The sequence below is a fragment of the Spirosoma luteum DSM 19990 genome, from assembly GCF_000374065.1.
Lineage (GTDB): Bacteria > Bacteroidota > Bacteroidia > Cytophagales > Spirosomataceae > Spirosoma > Spirosoma luteum.
In genome coordinates this window covers 2945-20604 of sequence record NZ_KB893254.1, presented here as the reverse complement: position 1 = coordinate 20604, position 17660 = coordinate 2945, and the positions used below count along the sequence as shown (strand labels likewise).

Genomic DNA, 17660 nt, shown 5'->3' with positions numbered 1-17660 from the left:
GCAGCCTGAATTACTACTGGGAAAGTAACAAAAGATCAATTGACTATCCCGCAAAAGAAAGCGCGCGGGCTTATGAAGTTGTTAACATTAAAGCAATCTTAGTACCTGCTTTTTTGTGTAGTTTTACACGAATTCTAATAAACTCATTTCTTATGAATCAACAGCTACGTGCAGTGAGCCGATTATGGCTCTTATTTGCTGCTTTTCTTTTTGCACAGGGTGCCTGGGCACAGGGAATATCTCTCACCTCGATTGGCTCGTCTTACACGCAGGATTTTAATACATTATCCAACACGGCTGGTAGTACAACTAATAATCTAACCATTACCGGATGGTTCTTGACGGAATCAGGTGGAGGAGCCAGAGACAATGAGCAGTATGCCGTCGATACAGGAGGCAGTACTACTGGCGATATGTATAGCTATGGGGCTGCAGCAAGTACAGACCGGGCTTTAGGACAACTGCGCAGCGGCACCTTAATTCCGATTTTTGGCGCGGCTTTTACCAACAACACAGGGAGCACCATTACCAACCTCGCAATTAGTTATACTGGCGAAGAGTGGCGTTTAGGTACAGCAGCTCGGGCTGATCGGCTAGATTTTCAGTATAGTACCAATGCCACTGATTTGGTAACGGGTACCTACGTTGATGTTGATGCGCTTGATTTCAGTACACCGAATCAAACAACTGCCGGGGCAAAAGATGGTAATGTAACGGGGAATAGAACTCTTATTTCCTGGACTATAACCGGTTTGTCAATCGCGCCGGGTGCTACATTCTGGATTCGCTTTAATGATATAGATGCAACAGGTGCGGACGATGGCCTTGCTATTGACGATTTTAGTATAACTCCACAAGCGGTCCCCCCCGTCAATCTTGCCATCAACGATGTATCGCTCAACGAAGGCAACGCGGGCACAACGTCCTATACCTTTTCGGTCAGCTTATCGGCTCCAGCTCCACCCGGTGGTGTTACCTTCGATATTGCCACGGCCGATGGAACAGCGACAGCACCCGGCGACTATACCGCTAAATCATTAACCGGTCAGACTATTCCCGCAGGCAGCAGTACGTATGCATTCACTGTATTGGGCAATGGAGATACTACGCCGGAAACTGACGAAACCTTTTTTGTTAACGTAAGTAACGTTACAGGAGCTGGAGCTGCCGTTACCGATGGGCAAGGCCAGGGCACGATTGTTAATGATGACGCAGCCCCTACCCTCACCATCAACGATGTATCACTCAATGAAGGCAACGCGGGCACAACGACCTATACCTTTACGGTCAACCTATCGGCTCCAGCTCCAGCCGGTGGTGTCACCTTCGATATTGCTACAGCCAATAGTACCGCTATAGAACCCGGCGACTATACCGCTAAATCATTAACCGGCCAGACTATTCCCGCAGGCAGCAGTACGTATACATTCGACGTATTGGTTAATGGAGATACTACGCCAGAAGCTGACGAAACCTTTTTTGTTAACGTAACGAATGCTACGAATACTATTGTAACCGATGGGCAGGGTCAGGGTACGATTGTTAATGACGAATTTTCGCAGATACATGATGTCCAGGGGAACGGTGCCACAACTCCCGTTCCTGGTGCCACCTTAACCATTGAAGGCATTGTAACGCGGACGTTTAGTGGCAGTACTGCCCTCAACGGCTTCTATATACAGGAGGAAGATGCCGACGCTGATGCTGACCCAAACACATCGGAAGGTGTTTTTATTTATGACCCGTCGGGATACTTTACCGGCACTTCGGGTACTAAAGTGCGTGTAACCGGGACCGTATCGGAGTTTGCTTCTTCGGCCAAAGGCAATAACAGTAGCCTGACCCAAATCACGTTGTCGAGTGCGGCAAACGTGGTCACAGTATCTACGGGAAACCCGTTGCCTACAGCAGTCAACGTTACGTTACCGGTAACAGCCGTATCCGATCTGGAGAAATACGAAGGCATGCTCGTTACCATGAGTGCCGCGTCGGGCAACCTGACGGTTACCGAATACTTCGAGCTTGGTCGTTTTGGGCAGGTGCTGCTTTCGGCTACGGGTGCCACTGACCAACCCGGTACCGACCCCCGTCTTGACCAATACACGCAATTCTTTGCACCCAGTGTAGCTGGGTACTCGGCTTATCTGGCTGAAATTGCCAAGCGCCGGATTTATCTTGACGATGGCCGTACCGGTCAGAACCCCGATCCGATCATCTTCGGTCGCGGAGGTAATCCCCTCAGCGCAACAAATACCCTGCGGGGTGGCGACAATGTAGCCAGCATTACGGCTATTCTGGACGAGCGGTCGGAAGGGTACAGGCTGCAAACTAATACCGGCGTTGATTTTCAACCCGCCAATCCACGTCCGGCTACGCCACCCGTAGTGGGAGGAACGCTTAAAGCGGGTAGCTTCAACGTGCTGAACTACTTCAACGACCTGGGAACGTCGAATTTTACGAACTGCAGTGGCAACGCAATTGGAAGACGGGGTGCCAACAATGCCACTGAATTTGCCCGGCAGCGCGACAAGATCATCAATGCCATTATTACTTCTGGTGTAGATGTGATGGGCCTGAATGAGATGGAGAACAACGGTTTTGGCGCTACTAGTGCCATCCAGGATCTGATCAACGGACTGAACGCTGTTGCTGGTGCCAATTCGTTTACCTACGTAAATTCGGGTTGTATTTCAACGGATGCCATTACGGTAGCCATGATTTACAAACCGGCCAAAGTAACGCCCGTCGGTTCGTCAACGGCCATCCCGTTCAGCTACGGAACGGGCTCGTTTACATCAGTCGGTCGACGCGCCTTGGCGCAGACGTTCCAGGATAACACAACTAATGGCATATTTACATTAGTGGCTAACCATTGGAAGTCGAAAGGGTCAGGTAGTGGCGCTGGCGATACTGATGCTGGTGATGGGCAGTCTGCCTCTAACGGAACTCGTACCCGGCAGGCACAGGATCTGGTCTCGTGGTTAGCTACTAACCCAACGGGTACCACCGACCCTGATTACCTGATTGTTGGTGACCTGAACGCCTACGCGAAGGAGGACCCACTGACAACGCTGGAGTCAGGTGGCTACACAAACCTGGTTCCCCCAACCACCTATTCATACGTATTTGATGGATTTGTTGGGGCACTCGACCACGCCCTGCGTTCGTCCAGTCTGCAATCACAGGTGGCCGGTACCGATAAATGGCACATCAATTCAGATGAACCCAGTGTGCTGGACTATAATACGGAGTTCAAAACGGCGGGTCAGATTGCCAGTCTCTATAACCCCGAACCCTTCCGGGCCTCCGATCACGATCCGGTCATTGTTGGTCTTAATCTGACGCCAGCAACTACCCCGCTGGCTCTGACCTTTACGGCCAGTCCAACGATGCTGACTACGTCGGGTACAACGACCCTGTCGGCCACGGTATCGGGCGGTACGACTCCATATAGCTATACTTTTAGCGGACCGGGCACTATCAGCCAAGTGCCCAACAGCAACACGGCTACCGCGTCGGGTATCCCTGCCGGGGTACAGACCTTCACGGTTGTGGCCAGTGATGCTACCAGCCAGACCATTTCGGGTACGGTAAGCGTAACGGTGACCCAAGCCAATACACCGCCTACGGTAGCTAACCCGGTATCACCGCAGTCGGCTACGGTCGGTGTGGCCTACACGCTGTCACTAGCCAATGTGTTTACCGATGCCGAGACGCCCAACAGTCTTACCCTATCGGTAAGTAGTTTGCCAGCGGGGCTGAGCTTCACGGCTCCTTCCACCATCTCGGGCACGCCTTCGATGAGTGGGGTGACGAGTGTAACGGTGACGGCTACCGATCCAGGTAGTCTGACGGCCAGTAACACCTTCACCATCACGGTGAGTCCGGCCCCGGTTGTGGTCACGCCATTAGCCCTGACATTCACGGCCAGTCCGAACATGATTCTGACCTCGGGTACGACGACTTTGTCGGCCACGGTATCGGGCGGAACAACCCCCTACAGTTACACCTTTAGCGGGCCAGGCACCATCAACCAGTCGTCCGGCAGCAACACGGCTACAGTGTCTAACATCCCCGCAGGAGTGCAGACATTCACCGTCGTCGCCAGTGATGCCACCTCGCCCACCAGCCAGAGCATCAGCGGTACGGTCAGCGTAACGGTAACCCAGGCTCCACCGGCTAACACCCCTCCGGTGGCTACCAGCAATGCTAACCAGACGGCGGCCGTCGGGCAGGTCTTCTCCTACACGGTCAACGCCTTCACCGATGCCGAGACGCCCAACGGCCTGACCTACACGGCCAGTATCAACCCTGCCAACGGGCTGAGTTTTGACCCCGGTACCCGCGTCATTTCGGGTACGCCTTCGATGTCGGGGGTGAGCAGTGTAACCGTAACGGCCACCGATCCGGGGAGCCTGTCGGCCAGCACCAGCTTTACCATCACCGTCAGCCCGGCGCCCACTCCGCCCCCAACGGCAACCTTCAGCATCACCGGGGTTACTACCGTAAGCTGTGAGGCCATCTCGGCCGGCCAGCGCCGGGTGAGCTTCAACCCTCGCTACGCGGGTCTGAATGGAACACCAGTGAGCTTCTCGGTCGTCAATGAAATGCTGCCAACGACTAATCCGGGGCCCTACACCTTGAATCTGTATACCGATAACCCGGTCATCACCCTGAGTGCTACCCAGAGCGGGGCCACCACCCTGTTTGCCTACAACTGGCTCTCGGCCTGTAGCTCATCAACGGGTAACACCCCGCCCACAGTAGCGAATCCCGTGCCGCCCCAGTCGGCCACGGTGGGCATTGCTTACACGCTCTCGCTGGCGGGTGTGTTCACCGATGCCGAGACACCCAACAGCCTGGTGCTATCGGTAATGGGTCTGCCCGCGGGGCTCAACTTTGTGGCTCCTTCCACCATCTCGGGTACACCCTCGATGTCGGGCGTCTCGACGGTGACCGTCACGGCCACTGATCCGGGGAGCATGAGTGCCAGCACCAGCTTCACCATCACGGTGAATCCGGCCGCCGGAACACCACCCCCACCAACGGGTACCTTCAGCATCACCAGTGTGCAGACCATCAGTTGCCAGGTGCTCTCGGCCGGTCAGCGCCGACTGACGTTCAATCCCCAGTACGCGGGCACCAATGGCGCGCCCATCAGCTTCTCGGTGGTCAATGAAATGACACCCACCACCAATCCGGGTCCCTACAGTCTGGACCTGTACACGGACAATCCGGTGGTGACCCTGCAGGCAGTGCAGAGCGGCATAGCCAGCAGCTTTGCCTACAACTGGCTGGCGGCCTGTAGCTCCTCGACGGCCAACACTCCGCCTACGGTGGCTAACCCGGTTAGTCCCCAGTCAGCTACGGTGGGCATGGCCTACACACTCTCGCTGGCGGGTGTGTTCACCGATGCCGAGACACCCAATCAGTTGACCCTGATGGTAAGTGGCCTGCCCGCGGGTCTTAGTTTCACCGCTCCTTCGACCATCTCGGGAACGCCAAGTATGTCGGGGGTAAGCACAGTCACTGTCACGGCGACTGATCCGGGGAGCATGAATGCCAGCACCAGCTTCACCCTCACGGTTAGTCCGGCCGGTGGTACTCCTCCACCAACGGGTACCTTCAGCATCACGGGGGTGCAGACGGTGAGTTGCCAGGTCATCTCGGCCGGTCAGCGTCAGGTGAGTTTCACTCCCCAGTACGCAGGGGTCAATGGGGCTCCCATCAGCTTCTCGGTGGTCAATGAGATGCTGCCCACCACCAATCCAGGGCCTTACACGCTGAACCTGTACACCGATAATCCGACTATTACCCTGAGTGCGGTGCAGAGCGGAGTGAGCAGCACGTTTGCCTACAACTGGCTGGCAGCCTGTACGCCTTCTGCCCCCAGTGCGCGGGTGAGTGCGGAGCCGGTTGCGGGCTTACAACTCCAGGTGCTGGGTAACCCGGCTCGTGATGTAGTCTCCATTCTGGTAACGGGTGCGGCTGGTGGTTCGCTGAATCTGACGCTGACCGATGGTCAGGGCCGGGTTGTGGGCCAGCAGGCAATGGAGCAGGCCACTGCTTCAGAGCGGGTTGAGTTCCGGGTGAATCATCTGCCATCGGGCGTGCTGATTTTACGGGCCAATACCCCCACACAGTCGCAACTGGTGAAGGTGATTAAAGCAGACTGATCTGATTCATCTGCTGATATAACCAGTGATTGTGCCAACCGGGCCGGGATTTCCTGGCCCGGTTTTTTTTTACCGGTTCCCTACTGGCTGGTCAGTAAAGGAGACTTCCCATCCACCTGCTAAAAACATCCATTTGTCGTTATTATCATATTTGATACACGGATTTCCCTTATTTTCGCCGTTATAGCAACACAACCCACTTCATTCATGACCGAAAACAATACCGGACTACCCTCTTTTATTCGTTCCTGGAATCAGCTCTACGCTATCGTAATGGGGAGCCTGGCTGTTGAAATCTGCCTGTTCTATCTGCTAATGCGCTGGCTGTCATGAGTATTATTGACTGGAGTGTGTTGGTGTTGACACTGACTGGTATTGTTGTCTATGGCATTGTGCGAAGCCGGGGGAGCCGCAGCATGGACGATTATCTGCTGGCTGGTCAGTCGTTGCCCTGGTACCACGTTGGCCTGTCCGTAATGGCTACCCAGGCCAGTGCCATTACCTTTCTGTCGGCACCGGGGCAGGGGTTTACCGATGGAATGCGGTTCGTTCAGTTTTATTTCGGGCTTCCCCTGGCGATGGTCGTCCTGTCGATCACCTTTGTCCCCATATTTCACCGGCTTAAGATTTTTACGGCCTACGAATTTCTCGAGGACCGCTTCGATACGCGGGTGCGAACGCTGACGGCGGGCCTGTTCCTGCTCCAGCGCGGCCTGTCGACTGGCCTGTCCATCTACGCCCCGGCTATTATTCTTTCGACCATTCTGGGCTGGAATATCTACTGGACCAATCTGCTGATGGGGGGCATCGTCCTTATTTATACCGTAACGGGCGGCACCAAAGCGATATCATATACCCACCTGCAGCAAATGGCCGTGGTGACCTTTGCCATGGGCCTGGCCGGGTACCTGACGGTGAAAATGCTGCCCGAAGGGGTTGGTTTTGTCGATGCCTTGCACGTAGCGGGTGAAGCCGGACGGATGAACCTAATCGACCTCAAATTCGACCCCGATAGCCGATACAACCTGTGGTCGGGCCTGATTGGCGGGTTCTTTCTGCAACTGTCCTATTTCGGTACCGACCAGTCGCAGGTGGGGCGTTACCTGACGGGGCAATCCATTGGGCAAAGTCGGCTGGGGTTATTGATGAACGGCTTACTCAAAGTACCCATGCAGTTTCTGATTTTGCTGGTTGGGGTGCTGGTGTTCGTTTTTTATCAATTCAATCCGGCACCTACTTTTTTCAATAAACAGGAAACCGAAAGTCTGAAAAACAGCCGGTACGCATCTCAGTATCAGGTTGCCGAAATAAAGCATCAGAACCTGACTGCCCAGCGGCAAAAGGCCGTTCTCGCTATGCAGGCAGCGTTGCAGACGGATGATGAAGCGGGGCAAACCACCGCCGGTACGATACTGCGTGAAACCGATGAAGCCCTGAAAGGGGTGAAAACGGATGTGACCAAATTGATTCAGCTAAATAACCCGGTGGCTGATACCAACGATGTGAACTACATTTTTCTGCGCTTTGTGCTGGACTACCTGCCGCACGGACTGATTGGCCTGCTTATTGCCGTTATTTTCAGTGCCTCCATGGGATCCATTGCATCGGCCTACAATTCGCTGGCCTCTACCACTGTGGTGGATGTGTACAAGCGGCTGATCAACAAAGCGGGTAGTGATGCCGATTACCTGAATGCGTCTCGCTGGGCCACCATTGGCTGGGGTATATTTTGTATTGCAGTGGCGCAGTTTGCCAACCAGTTAGGGAGTATGATTGAAGCCGTCAATATCCTGGGCTCGCTGTTCTACGGGGTTATTCTAGGGGTGTTTGTAGTAGCTTTTTACGTAAAATCCATCGGTGGGCAGGCTACCTTTTGGGCCGCTATCATCTCCGAAGTGCTGGTGGTCATCAGCTGGATGCTCAACCTGACGGCTTTCCTGTGGCTCAATGCCATTGGGTGTTTACTGGTGGTGAGTATTGCCTGGATGCTGCAGCGCACGCTGTTCCGAACCTCACCAAACGAGTAGTACAACTAAAAAATAAGCCAGTCATTTTTCTTTAATCAGTCATTGAGATAGTATCCGCTTTTTCTAATTTAATGCAGCACGTTTGCCGTTTTCAATTAACCATGTTAGTTCGTTCTTTACTCACTTGTCCTTTGATTGTACGCTATGGCAAGTGAATTATTTAATCGCCGGGATGTCATCGCTTACTTTATTGTGGCGGCCATCGGGGCATCGCTGCAACTGATTGCGGGGAGCTTATTGCAGGACTGGTTCCTTGTTACCTATGAGCAGGCATTGCTGGCAGGCTACCTGATTGCTTTTTTTGCTGGTTTCTTTTTAACCAAACTGTTTGCGTTCAATGCCCGAAACTCAGCCCAAACCAGGCGCGAAGCCGTCAAGTTCACGATGGTCTCGGTTCTCTCCGGTCTTATCACGGTCTATGGCGCGTCAATTACGTACCAGTATCTGGCCAGCGAATTCAGACAGCTAACGTTTCTGATACCCTTTTCGGTGAAAGCGGTTAACCTGACCAAACTCATTTCGCAGCTGGTAGGAATGGGATTAAGCTTTATGAGCAATTACATTCTCCACAAGCAGTTTACCTTTCGGAACACCGGTTTTTACGAGAAGCTTAAAAACCTGCTGGGTTTATAGAATGGATGTAGGAAAAAGAAAGGCCGCCCTGACGAATCAGGGCGGCCTTTCACAGTATGGGAACAACGAGTTTACTTCGCCTTCTTTCCTTTGCCTTTCACTGCGGGCATAGCCGGTGCTTTGGCTGAGTACTCCGCCAGGCTTTTCTCGATACCATCTTTGAAGAACGGGAAAGATGCGTCGTTGGAAGACTGACCAACCGACATGGCTTTTTGCGCCAGCGGAACGGCTTCGGCATACTTACCCATTTTGGCCAGAATCTGTGACTTCACGTACAAATTACGGAACGTCTCTTTCATGGCAATCGACTTGTCGATCCAGGTTAGCGACTGCTCCAGGTTACGGCCCTTTGACACGTTGTAGCTGGCTGCGGCCTGCAATACGGCTGCATCCTCCGGCTTCTCGGCCACGGCTTTGTCTACGTTGGCCGCCGTGTTGGTATTGACGTCTACTTTCAGGTTGGCAGCCGCTTTGGCATTCGCCCACATGAAGTTCATGTTAGCCGTGCTGTCCGTCAGGTCACTAAAACCAATGGTGAACGTTTCGATTGTCTCGCTGTTTTCCGACGGAGTCAGGTTAACGCGTAGTACGTCTTCTTCCTGCTTGTAGGTAGCCTCGGTAACCCCCTTGTTTTTGTTGAAGATCAGCGTGTAATTTCCCTGCTCAGGAATCGACATGATGGCATAGGTACCAGCAGCCAGCGTTTTGCCATTCACCATCAGGTCAGTGGAGGTCGTAAACAGCGTAGCGCCATTGGCACCCGTCCGCCATACTTTTCCGGCGGGCACAAAATCACCCGAAAATGGCTGACGGCCTTTCAGGCTCGGGCGGGAATAAACAACGGTCAAATCGGTGGTGCCAACGGTTTGCATTACCGTAGCGCCGGGGCTGGGCGAAGGAAGCTTTATTTGGGCGGTGGCTAATTGAGCCGCCAGGCAGAACGTAACACCACTCAGTACGAGTTTACGCATGATTGTAAAGTGAATTAGTTTAGTTGTTTTTGAAAAACGACCTAAATTTGCGGCTTTTTACCCAAAAACCCAACTTATGCACCGGCAACCCTTGCTGAAACTACTCCGCCAGCACCGTCCCACCGACCCAAATGAGCAGGCTATGACCCAGGCCACCATCGACTTTGTGGCGCAGCACCCCGACTGTTTCGAACGCTCGTTGCTGGAGGGGCACATAACCGGTTCCGCCTGGATTGTTTCCCCCGACCGGCAACAAACGCTGCTGATTCACCATCGAAAACTTGACCGGTGGCTCCAGCCCGGTGGTCATGCCGATGGCGACCCGGATGTGGCAGCGGTTGCCCTGCGGGAAGCGCAGGAAGAAACGGGGTTGACCAGGCTGACCGTAATAGCACCCCCAGATAGGAATGCTGATTCAGAAATCAGCCAGACAATACCCATTTTCGATGTGGACATACACCCGATTCCAGCCCGGAACGAGGTGCCGGAGCACCTGCACTACGATATCCGTTTTCTGATCGAGGCCGACCCGGCTGAGCCACTGGGATTTTCGGAAGAAGTCAGGAATATCCAATGGTTTTCCGTAAAAACTGTCATTAACTACGCAGATTCAGAGTCTATTGCCAGATTAATCCGTAAAATTGGTAAAAACTAAAAAAATAGTTATTCCTTAATGCCTTTTTAATACCGGGATTTCATATCTTTGTAAGACAACAAAATCATGAAAAAGCTATGAAAACCGGACTTTTTTTGATCGTCTTTTTAAGTTTGTTTGTTGGGGTAACGGGCGTCTACTCGCAAAACAGGCGGGATGCTCAGCCGGTAAAACCGCTCAATAATCCGTTTTATTCATCCAGCAATTATAAACACCCGCAGGCAGCAGCGGCTGCCCGCAGTTGGGAAAGTAAGCCAGCGGTAGGGGTCAGTAGGCCCGTATCGACGGAAACACAACTGGTAAATTATAAACATCAGATGCCTAACAAAAAGCCCGTTGGTGGTGTGGTGATACCGCATACACCATCGACTAATCTGGCTGACCGGAATTATAAGATTCAGCGACTGAGTGTACCCCAGCGTTCAGCTGATCCCAGGGAATACTATGTCGAGCAGGTGGCCAAAGCTGCTAAAGACACCCTGATAGATTAACTACCAATTGATTAAACAGCATGGCCAGCGGCCCGGGCTATCCGTTTTCGGGATAGCCCGGGCCGCTGGCTTTTACTGCCAAACGAGGTCAGGTTTACCTGTTAATCGTGTATGCTGCCCCATTCAGTATGGTTCGTCAACCATCATTACCGGGCCGGTGTAACCGCCACCCGGTGTTACCGACCAATGAAACGCGGGTAGCCGGATTATGCCTTACCTTTGCGTATGGCTTACAAAACGGTACGTATTAATTTAACGACGCCCCAGTCTCCCCGCCAGTCTGTACTGGTTATTTACACCGGTGGTACCTTCGGGATGGTGTACGAACCGCAGACTGGTCAGCTTGTCCCATTTGATTTTGATCGGGTAGTTGACCGGCTCCCCGAACTCAAGCGACTCACATTCGATATTACGCTACTCACCCTGCCCGCTATTATTGATTCATCGAACATGAAGCCCGCCGTGTGGGTCGAACTGGCGCAGATTATTCAGGATAACTACCAGCAATACGACAGCTTCGTGATTCTGCACGGTACGGATACGATGGCCTATACGGCATCGGCGCTGAGTTTTATTCTGGTTGACCTGAACAAACCCGTTATCCTGACCGGTGCCCAACTGCCCATTGGCGTGGCCCGTAGTGATGCAAGGGAAAACTTCATCACCGCGCTGGAAATTGCTGCCGCCGTGGATTCGGTTGTTAGTCAGGATGGCTATCGGCCTGTTGTGCCCGAAGTATGTGTGTATTTCAACTCCCTGTTGCTGCGGGGCAATCGGTCTACCAAGCGGGAGAGTGTACAATTCAATGCCTTCGCATCGGAAAACTACCCGCATCTGGCCACGGCTGGCGTTAGTATCGACTACAACCGGCTGTTCATCCGGCCCTGGCAACCCGGTCAGGCATTACAGCTTCGTACTGAGCTGGACCCAAACGTAACTATTCTGAAACTGTTTCCGGGCATTACCCAGCCGGTTGTAGAGTCGATTGTGAACATACCCAATCTCAGGGGAATCGTTCTTGAAACCTTCGGCGCCGGTAACGCACCCACGGACGAGTGGTTTCTGGATACCCTGAAACGGGCCATTGACCGGGGTGTGTCGGTATTCAACGTGTCGCAGTGCGAGGGAGGGCGCGTCACGCAGGGACATTACCAGACCAGCCAGCAATTGTTGCAGATTGGCGTCGTGAGCGGAGCCGATATCACAACCGAAGCGGCTATTACCAAACTGATGGTACTGCTGGGGCAGGAACGCGATCCGCAGCGGCTGCGTGCGTTACTGGCACAGCCACTCAGCGGAGAAATGAATGACTAATGGCGGTGGATACCTTCAGTACCCGTTTCACTATCAACTAAATAAAGGTTCATCAACAATGAAAAAGATTTTCCTGCTGCTGGTGGCTCATCATCTGCTGGCTCAGTCGACAACTCCGGTTGGGCGTACGGAGTTCGTGATTGATAATTTCCAGACCGAAAACGGCGTTTCCCTGCCCAAAGCCCGCGTGGTGTACGGCACCTACGGGCACCTGAACAAAGCCCGTGATAATGCCATTCTGTTGCCCTCGCATTACATGGCCACCGCCCGGGGCTACGAATGGCTGATTGGACCGGGGAAGGCCCTGGACACCACCCGGTATTTTCTGGTGGCTACCGAACTCTTCGGCAACGGCCGGTCCTCATCGCCCAGTAATACGCCCCAACCCTTTCACGGCCCCCGCTTCCCGGTCATGACCATCCGGGATAATGTAGCAGCCGTCCATCAGTTACTGAATGAGCAGTTTTCCATCACGCACCTGCGGGCCATTATCGGTTTCTCGATGGGCGCCCAGCAGGCCTTTCAGTGGGCGGTGAGTTACCCCACCTTTGCTGACCGCATCGTGGCGACGGCGGGTACGGCCAAAAACTATCCGCACGGCGTTGTCCGGCTGGAGGGGCAGATTGCGGCCCTCACCGCCGACGCTGCCTTTATGAACGGCGACTATACCACACCACCCACCAAAGGCATTCAGGCCTTCTCGGTGGTCTGGACGGGCTGGTTATACTCGCAGGAATGGTGGCGGAAGGAACTCTGGCGCGAACGGGCAAAGCCGGGCGCGACCTTTGAGGAGGTACTCGCCAATTACCGCACGCACTTTATTGACGGGGCGGATGCTAATGACCTGATTCTACAAATGCGCACCTGGGAGTACCACGACGTGGGCATGACCAAAGGGTTTGATGGGAATATAGAAAAAGCCCTACGCTCTATTCAGGTCCCTTTGTTATACATGCCCTCCGAAACCGATCTTTATTTCCCGGTGGGCGATGCAAAATACGAGGCCGCTTTTATCCCCCATGTCGTGCTAAAGCCGATTCCTTCCTTGTGGGGACACACCGCCGGGGCTGCCAGTAACCCGGCCGATGCCAAATTCCTGAACGAAAACATCCGTAATTTTCTAGCCGGGACGAAATAGGAATGGGTACCCTAACCTTCTTTTTTTAGGGACATATTGCGTTTCTAGCATCAATCCTGCATCTTTGCACTCCGATTCGTCGGGCATGATTGACACAGAGAGGTGTCCGAGTGGTTGAAGGAGCACGCCTGGAAAGTGTGTATGCGGGTAACCGTATCGAGAGTTCGAATCTCTTCCTCTCTGCACAATTAGAAAGAGAGTACGCGGGTAACCGTATTGAGACCGGGGATGCGCGCATCTTCGAATCTCTTCCTCTCTGCCAGTACGTTACAAAAACACACGACTAATAGAGAGCTGCCGGAGTGGTCGAACGGGTCTGATTCGAAATCAGAAGTACTCGTAAGGGTACCGGGGGTTCGAATCCCTCGCTCTCTGCCGAAGCCAGTCCCGTTATGGGCTGGCTTTTTTGTTGTATGATGGGATCTGACCCGACACCTGAAGTATTCGTGAGAGTACGGGCCGGGACGGTTAGACGCGGCCAACTCCAAATTCCAACTCTCTTATGGGGGCAATCTGTTGGCTGCCCTTGTTTATGAAACAACGGTCATTTTAAGTATTCGGAGTTATTATTGTACGAAATTAGTTTATTACACCCATCAAACAGTACACTGCAGTTTATACGAATATGAGAAAAAACCTTTACCTGCTCCCTCTTTTTCTAAGTATTCACTTATGGACAAGTGCACAAACCAACTATGTAGCGAATACAGCAAATTCGGCTACGCCCGGATCAGAAAACACACTTCTGGGACCAATGGCGGGAAATTCTGTCATGACGGGCAGTGGAAATACATTGGTTGGTAATGAGGTCGGAAGGTCGCAAACTGCCGGAGTGCTCAACACCTATATCGGTAGCTTGGCAGGTAGGACCATGGCATCCGGTAGCTATAATACGTTTTTAGGCAGCCGGGCGGGTAGATTACAGCAGTCGGGTGAGTACAACGTATTTCTGGGTATATACGCGGGTAATAATGGTACTACCAATTATAGAAACACATTTGTTGGTAGCTGGGCTGGTTCGCAGAACACGGTGGGCGGGAGTAACACATTTGTAGGCTTTGGGGCAGGGGAACGTAATACGGCTGGTGTTAATAACGTAGCACTGGGCGTTCGCTCATTGGGAAGTAGCGGTAGTTACAACATCATGATTGGTGATTCAACGGGCTACAACAATACCGCATCCGGTAATGTATTTATCGGAAGCCAATCCGGCGTAAACAACTCATCGGGAGCCAGTAATTTGTTCCTGGGGAACCAGGCGGGGTTCAGCAATACAACAGCCAGTTATAATTCATTCGTAGGAAGTGGTGCCGGGTACAATAATACAACCGGGACAGATAATGTCTTCATAGGAAGGTCAGCGGGGTATTATAACACGGAAGGAGGAATAAACACGTTCGTTGGAAGTGCTGCTGGTTTACAAAATACAACAGGCTTTCGGGGCACATTTATAGGATACCGGGCAGGTTTGAGCAACACAACTGGTTACCAAAATACCTTTATAGGAGTCGATGCTGGTTTTTTCAATTCAACTGGCTTTGCCAACACATTTTTCGGCAATTCCACCGGTTTTAAGAATACAACCGGTAATGATAATGCCTTCATGGGAGATAATGCAGGTAGTGCCAACACGATCGGTAACTACAACGTGTTTATAGGGTCTAAATCTGGTCTGACCAATTCAACTGGCTATTCGAATAATTTTATAGGAGCCAACGCCGGATACAATAACACAACTGGGTATTATAACGTGTTTTTAGGAACCAGCGTAGGGTATAAAAATACTACTGGCTATCAAAATGCCTTCCTGGGAGCCTATTCGGGCTTTTCTAATACGGGGAGCAATAATGCCTTTGTTGGTTATTATGCGGGCTATCAAAATACGACTGGCTCAACTAATGCGTTCGTAGGAAGCGGGGCTGGTTACTCCAACAAGACAGGCCAGAAGAACACATTCCTCGGTTATCAATCAGGTTATAATGCGGTAGCCGATTCTAATACATTCGTTGGGTATCAGGCAGGCTACCAGAATACATCCGGACAAAGTAATACCTTCTTTGGGGTCAACGCCGGACGTGGTATTTCAACAGGTTCCCACAATACTATTGTTGGTAACGGGGCTGGACCTGCTTCGGTTGACACCGATGATAATGTGTATATGGGCTATAACACGGGGCAGCATGATAAAGGCTCGCGCAATACCTTTTTGGGTTCGCAGGCCGGGGTTTTACTGGCCAACACTGATCATCTCCTTTTCAATGCAACAGCCCTGGGTGCGGGGGCTGTCGTAGCGGCCAGTAATGCCCTGATTCTGGGCAACAACGCTAACGTGGGTATTGGCACATCGGCACCGGCTACCCGACTCGAAGTAGTTAGTGAAACGCCTGATAGGAGTGGTTTACGCCTGACGAAACTAACTGCTAATAGTCAGCCTGACACATCGACGGATGCGTTTCTGACCGTTAACGAACGGGGCGATGTGATAAAAGCGCGGTACAAACTTCGGGTTGAAAACGTGCAGGCTTGGAGTGATAAGGTGTTTACCAGCACGTATCAGCTTCTTCCCTTGCAATCAATAGCTGATTACATTCGGCAGCATGGTCATTTGCCAGGCGTCCCCTCGGCAGAGCAGGTTGTTCGGGAAGGGGTAGACCCGGCAAAAATGAGTGCTACTCTGCTGGAAAAAATTGAGGAATTGACGCTGTACAGTATTCAACTGGAAAAGGCTGACAAGCAACAGCAGGAAACGATTCAACGGCAACAGACCGATATTGATACCCTGAAACTATTGGTAAAGCAATTGCTGGAGAAATAATGAGCAGCTAATGCTATGCAAGTCAATCATTTATAGTTATCCGGAAAGTCGTTAATTCGACGTAAAAGCAAAGACTTGTACCCCATATGGCAGGAAATAGATAACCAGCTCACCCGCGACTTTACGTTCGCCGGTTTCAGCGGGGCTTTCGCCTTCATGACCCGCGTGGCCCTTATTTCCCTGCCAGACGTGGTAAGTTCTCAACCTTTTTAAGGCCAGCTACTTTGGGTTTAACAGGAAAAATATAAACTTATTTCCTCCGCATGAATGACTATGAACTGACCGATTGGCATCGTATTTTATTGGGTGAGCTGCCTGGACAATTTCTCCTGGAAGTAGGGGTCCGAACACTGATTATGTTTGTGGTCATTTTCATTAGCCTGCGGGCCACGGGCAAAACCACAGTCCGCCAGCTAACGATCGTGAATTTAGTGCTGATTGTAGGCCTGGGTTCAGCCGCCGGTGATCCTATGTTTTACCATGATGTCGGCATATTACCGGCCTTGCTCGTTTTTGGGGTTGTCGTGTTTGCGTTCCGGGCATTGACTCGCTGGGCTGCCACATCCACTAAAGCGTCGGATTGGGTCCAGGGGAAAACGATTTTGTTGATTGAAGATGGGCAGTTTGCCATCAACGAACTCAAAAAAGAACAGTTGGGCCAGGATGAATTTTTCATGGAATTGCGCGAAGGCGGTATCGAACATCTGGGGCAGGTACGCCGGGCCTATTTAGAATCTAGTGGTGATGTGAGCCTGTTTTTCTATGAAGATGACCAGGTGAAATCGGGGTTGCCCATTTTACCCGAATTATTCAATAAGAAGTCGGTTCAGATTAGTAAAGCTGGCCTTTATGCCTGTAGCTTCTGTGGTCAGGTAGAAAATCTCCAGCCGCAGGAATCCGTTATATGCCCCCATTGTCAGCATAAGGAGTGGGTACCAGCGTTAAAAACCCGTCGGGTAACCTGACGTGAATGCTACGGATGGTAGTTAACAAGTACTGACAAAACGATCTATCTCAACATTCCATTTCTAATTCATAATCAGCCTCAGCCGTAATCGGACGTTTAAATGAACGGTTTCGGCAGTGGCCCCTCCTGAAAAGCATTGACACGTCCAACGATCCCAGCCGATAGGTGGTGCAGACTACGTGGCTGACTGATTCCGGCTTTCTGTTTTAATCGGTCGCTCCATGTCTTTGGGCACCCGGCCCTGAACCCTAGTAAGGCCTCGCCGAGTAGCGTTATTGTTGACTGACTCTGATCCCGCCCCTGGTGCCCGTGCCAGCAACGGCGGACAGATCCCCCCAGCAAAAAGAACTAATAACTTATTTTTTTTCTGCTTTTTTGGCCCGATGTACCAAATGTGCGCCTAGTTGGTTGAAATCTGCACCTAGTTGGGTGAAATCTGCACATGGGTCTGACGGCCCTGGGCTAAACTTGCA

General features: G+C 52.1%; 12 protein-coding genes and 2 tRNA genes. 13 read left to right on the top strand and 1 reads right to left on the bottom strand.

The window, feature by feature from the left end; translation table 11 throughout:
* Positions 1-152: 152 nt before the first annotated feature.
* The 4 genes from B156_RS0111580 (at position 153) to B156_RS0111565 (ending at position 8836) form a co-directional block, all read left to right on the top strand.
* Complete coding sequence (locus B156_RS0111580; RefSeq protein ID WP_018619876.1) at positions 153-6176, top strand: ExeM/NucH family extracellular endonuclease; 6024 nt, start codon at positions 153-155, stop codon at positions 6174-6176.
* Positions 6177-6383: 207 nt separating this feature from the next.
* Complete coding sequence (locus B156_RS32390) at positions 6384-6509, top strand: hypothetical protein (protein ID WP_018619874.1); 126 nt, start codon at positions 6384-6386, stop codon at positions 6507-6509.
* Entirely contained in the window at positions 6506-8203 is a 1698-nt protein-coding gene (locus B156_RS0111570) for a sodium:solute symporter family protein (protein WP_018619873.1), read from the top strand. The genes B156_RS32390 and B156_RS0111570 overlap by 4 nt, the downstream gene beginning before the upstream one ends.
* Positions 8204-8347: 144 nt before the next feature.
* Positions 8348-8836: a GtrA family protein gene (locus B156_RS0111565; RefSeq protein ID WP_018619871.1), complete on the top strand. Its 489-nt coding sequence runs from the start codon at positions 8348-8350 to the stop codon at positions 8834-8836.
* A gap of 71 nt (positions 8837-8907) precedes the next feature.
* On the opposite strand, the gene B156_RS0111560 is transcribed toward B156_RS0111565, so the two are convergent.
* Positions 8908-9807, bottom strand: coding sequence for a DUF2911 domain-containing protein (locus B156_RS0111560; RefSeq protein WP_018619864.1), 900 nt, complete (start codon positions 9805-9807; stop codon positions 8908-8910).
* A gap of 76 nt (positions 9808-9883) precedes the next feature.
* On the opposite strand from B156_RS0111560, the gene B156_RS0111555 reads away from it, so the two are divergent.
* The 9 genes from B156_RS0111555 to B156_RS0111520 all read left to right on the top strand — a co-directional run bounded on the left by B156_RS0111555 (position 9884) and on the right by B156_RS0111520 (position 17185).
* Entirely contained in the window at positions 9884-10462 is a 579-nt protein-coding gene (locus tag B156_RS0111555; RefSeq protein WP_018619863.1) for an NUDIX hydrolase, read from the top strand.
* 77 nt (positions 10463-10539) lie between these two features.
* On the top strand, positions 10540-10953 hold the full coding sequence (locus B156_RS0111550; RefSeq protein ID WP_018619862.1) for a hypothetical protein: 414 nt from the start codon (positions 10540-10542) through the stop codon (positions 10951-10953).
* Between the two features lie 225 nt (positions 10954-11178).
* Complete coding sequence (locus tag B156_RS0111545; RefSeq protein WP_018619861.1) at positions 11179-12267, top strand: asparaginase; 1089 nt, start codon at positions 11179-11181, stop codon at positions 12265-12267.
* A 58-nt stretch (positions 12268-12325) separates the two neighbouring features.
* Positions 12326-13405: an alpha/beta fold hydrolase gene (locus tag B156_RS0111540; protein WP_026260775.1), complete on the top strand. Its 1080-nt coding sequence runs from the start codon at positions 12326-12328 to the stop codon at positions 13403-13405.
* A 96-nt stretch (positions 13406-13501) separates the two neighbouring features.
* Positions 13502-13588: transfer RNA gene (locus B156_RS0111535), tRNA-Ser, on the top strand.
* A gap of 105 nt (positions 13589-13693) precedes the next feature.
* Positions 13694-13780, top strand: a tRNA-Ser gene (locus B156_RS0111530).
* A 250-nt stretch (positions 13781-14030) separates the two neighbouring features.
* Positions 14031-16220: a beta strand repeat-containing protein gene (locus B156_RS0111525; RefSeq protein WP_026260774.1), complete on the top strand. Its 2190-nt coding sequence runs from the start codon at positions 14031-14033 to the stop codon at positions 16218-16220.
* A 54-nt stretch (positions 16221-16274) separates the two neighbouring features.
* Complete coding sequence (locus B156_RS30820; RefSeq protein WP_425423307.1) at positions 16275-16433, top strand: 4a-hydroxytetrahydrobiopterin dehydratase; 159 nt, start codon at positions 16275-16277, stop codon at positions 16431-16433.
* Between the two features lie 50 nt (positions 16434-16483).
* Complete coding sequence (locus B156_RS0111520) at positions 16484-17185, top strand: DUF421 domain-containing protein (RefSeq protein WP_018619858.1); 702 nt, start codon at positions 16484-16486, stop codon at positions 17183-17185.
* Positions 17186-17660 lie beyond the last annotated feature (475 nt).

Coding starts and splice junctions, on each gene's coding strand:
- B156_RS32390 (WP_018619874.1), top strand. CDS start 6,384: ATGACCGAAAACAATACCGGACTACCCTCTTTTATTCGTTCCTGGAAT.
- B156_RS0111540 (WP_026260775.1), top strand. CDS start 12,326: ATGAAAAAGATTTTCCTGCTGCTGGTGGCTCATCATCTGCTGGCTCAG.
- B156_RS0111520 (WP_018619858.1), top strand. CDS start 16,484: ATGAATGACTATGAACTGACCGATTGGCATCGTATTTTATTGGGTGAG.
- B156_RS0111545 (WP_018619861.1), top strand. CDS start 11,179: ATGGCTTACAAAACGGTACGTATTAATTTAACGACGCCCCAGTCTCCC.
- B156_RS0111550 (WP_018619862.1), top strand. CDS start 10,540: ATGAAAACCGGACTTTTTTTGATCGTCTTTTTAAGTTTGTTTGTTGGG.
- B156_RS0111580 (WP_018619876.1), top strand. CDS start 153: ATGAATCAACAGCTACGTGCAGTGAGCCGATTATGGCTCTTATTTGCT.
- B156_RS0111570 (WP_018619873.1), top strand. CDS start 6,506: ATGAGTATTATTGACTGGAGTGTGTTGGTGTTGACACTGACTGGTATT.
- B156_RS0111560 (WP_018619864.1), bottom strand. CDS start 9,807: ATGCGTAAACTCGTACTGAGTGGTGTTACGTTCTGCCTGGCGGCTCAA.
- B156_RS0111525 (WP_026260774.1), top strand. CDS start 14,031: ATGAGAAAAAACCTTTACCTGCTCCCTCTTTTTCTAAGTATTCACTTA.
- B156_RS0111565 (WP_018619871.1), top strand. CDS start 8,348: ATGGCAAGTGAATTATTTAATCGCCGGGATGTCATCGCTTACTTTATT.
- B156_RS0111555 (WP_018619863.1), top strand. CDS start 9,884: ATGCACCGGCAACCCTTGCTGAAACTACTCCGCCAGCACCGTCCCACC.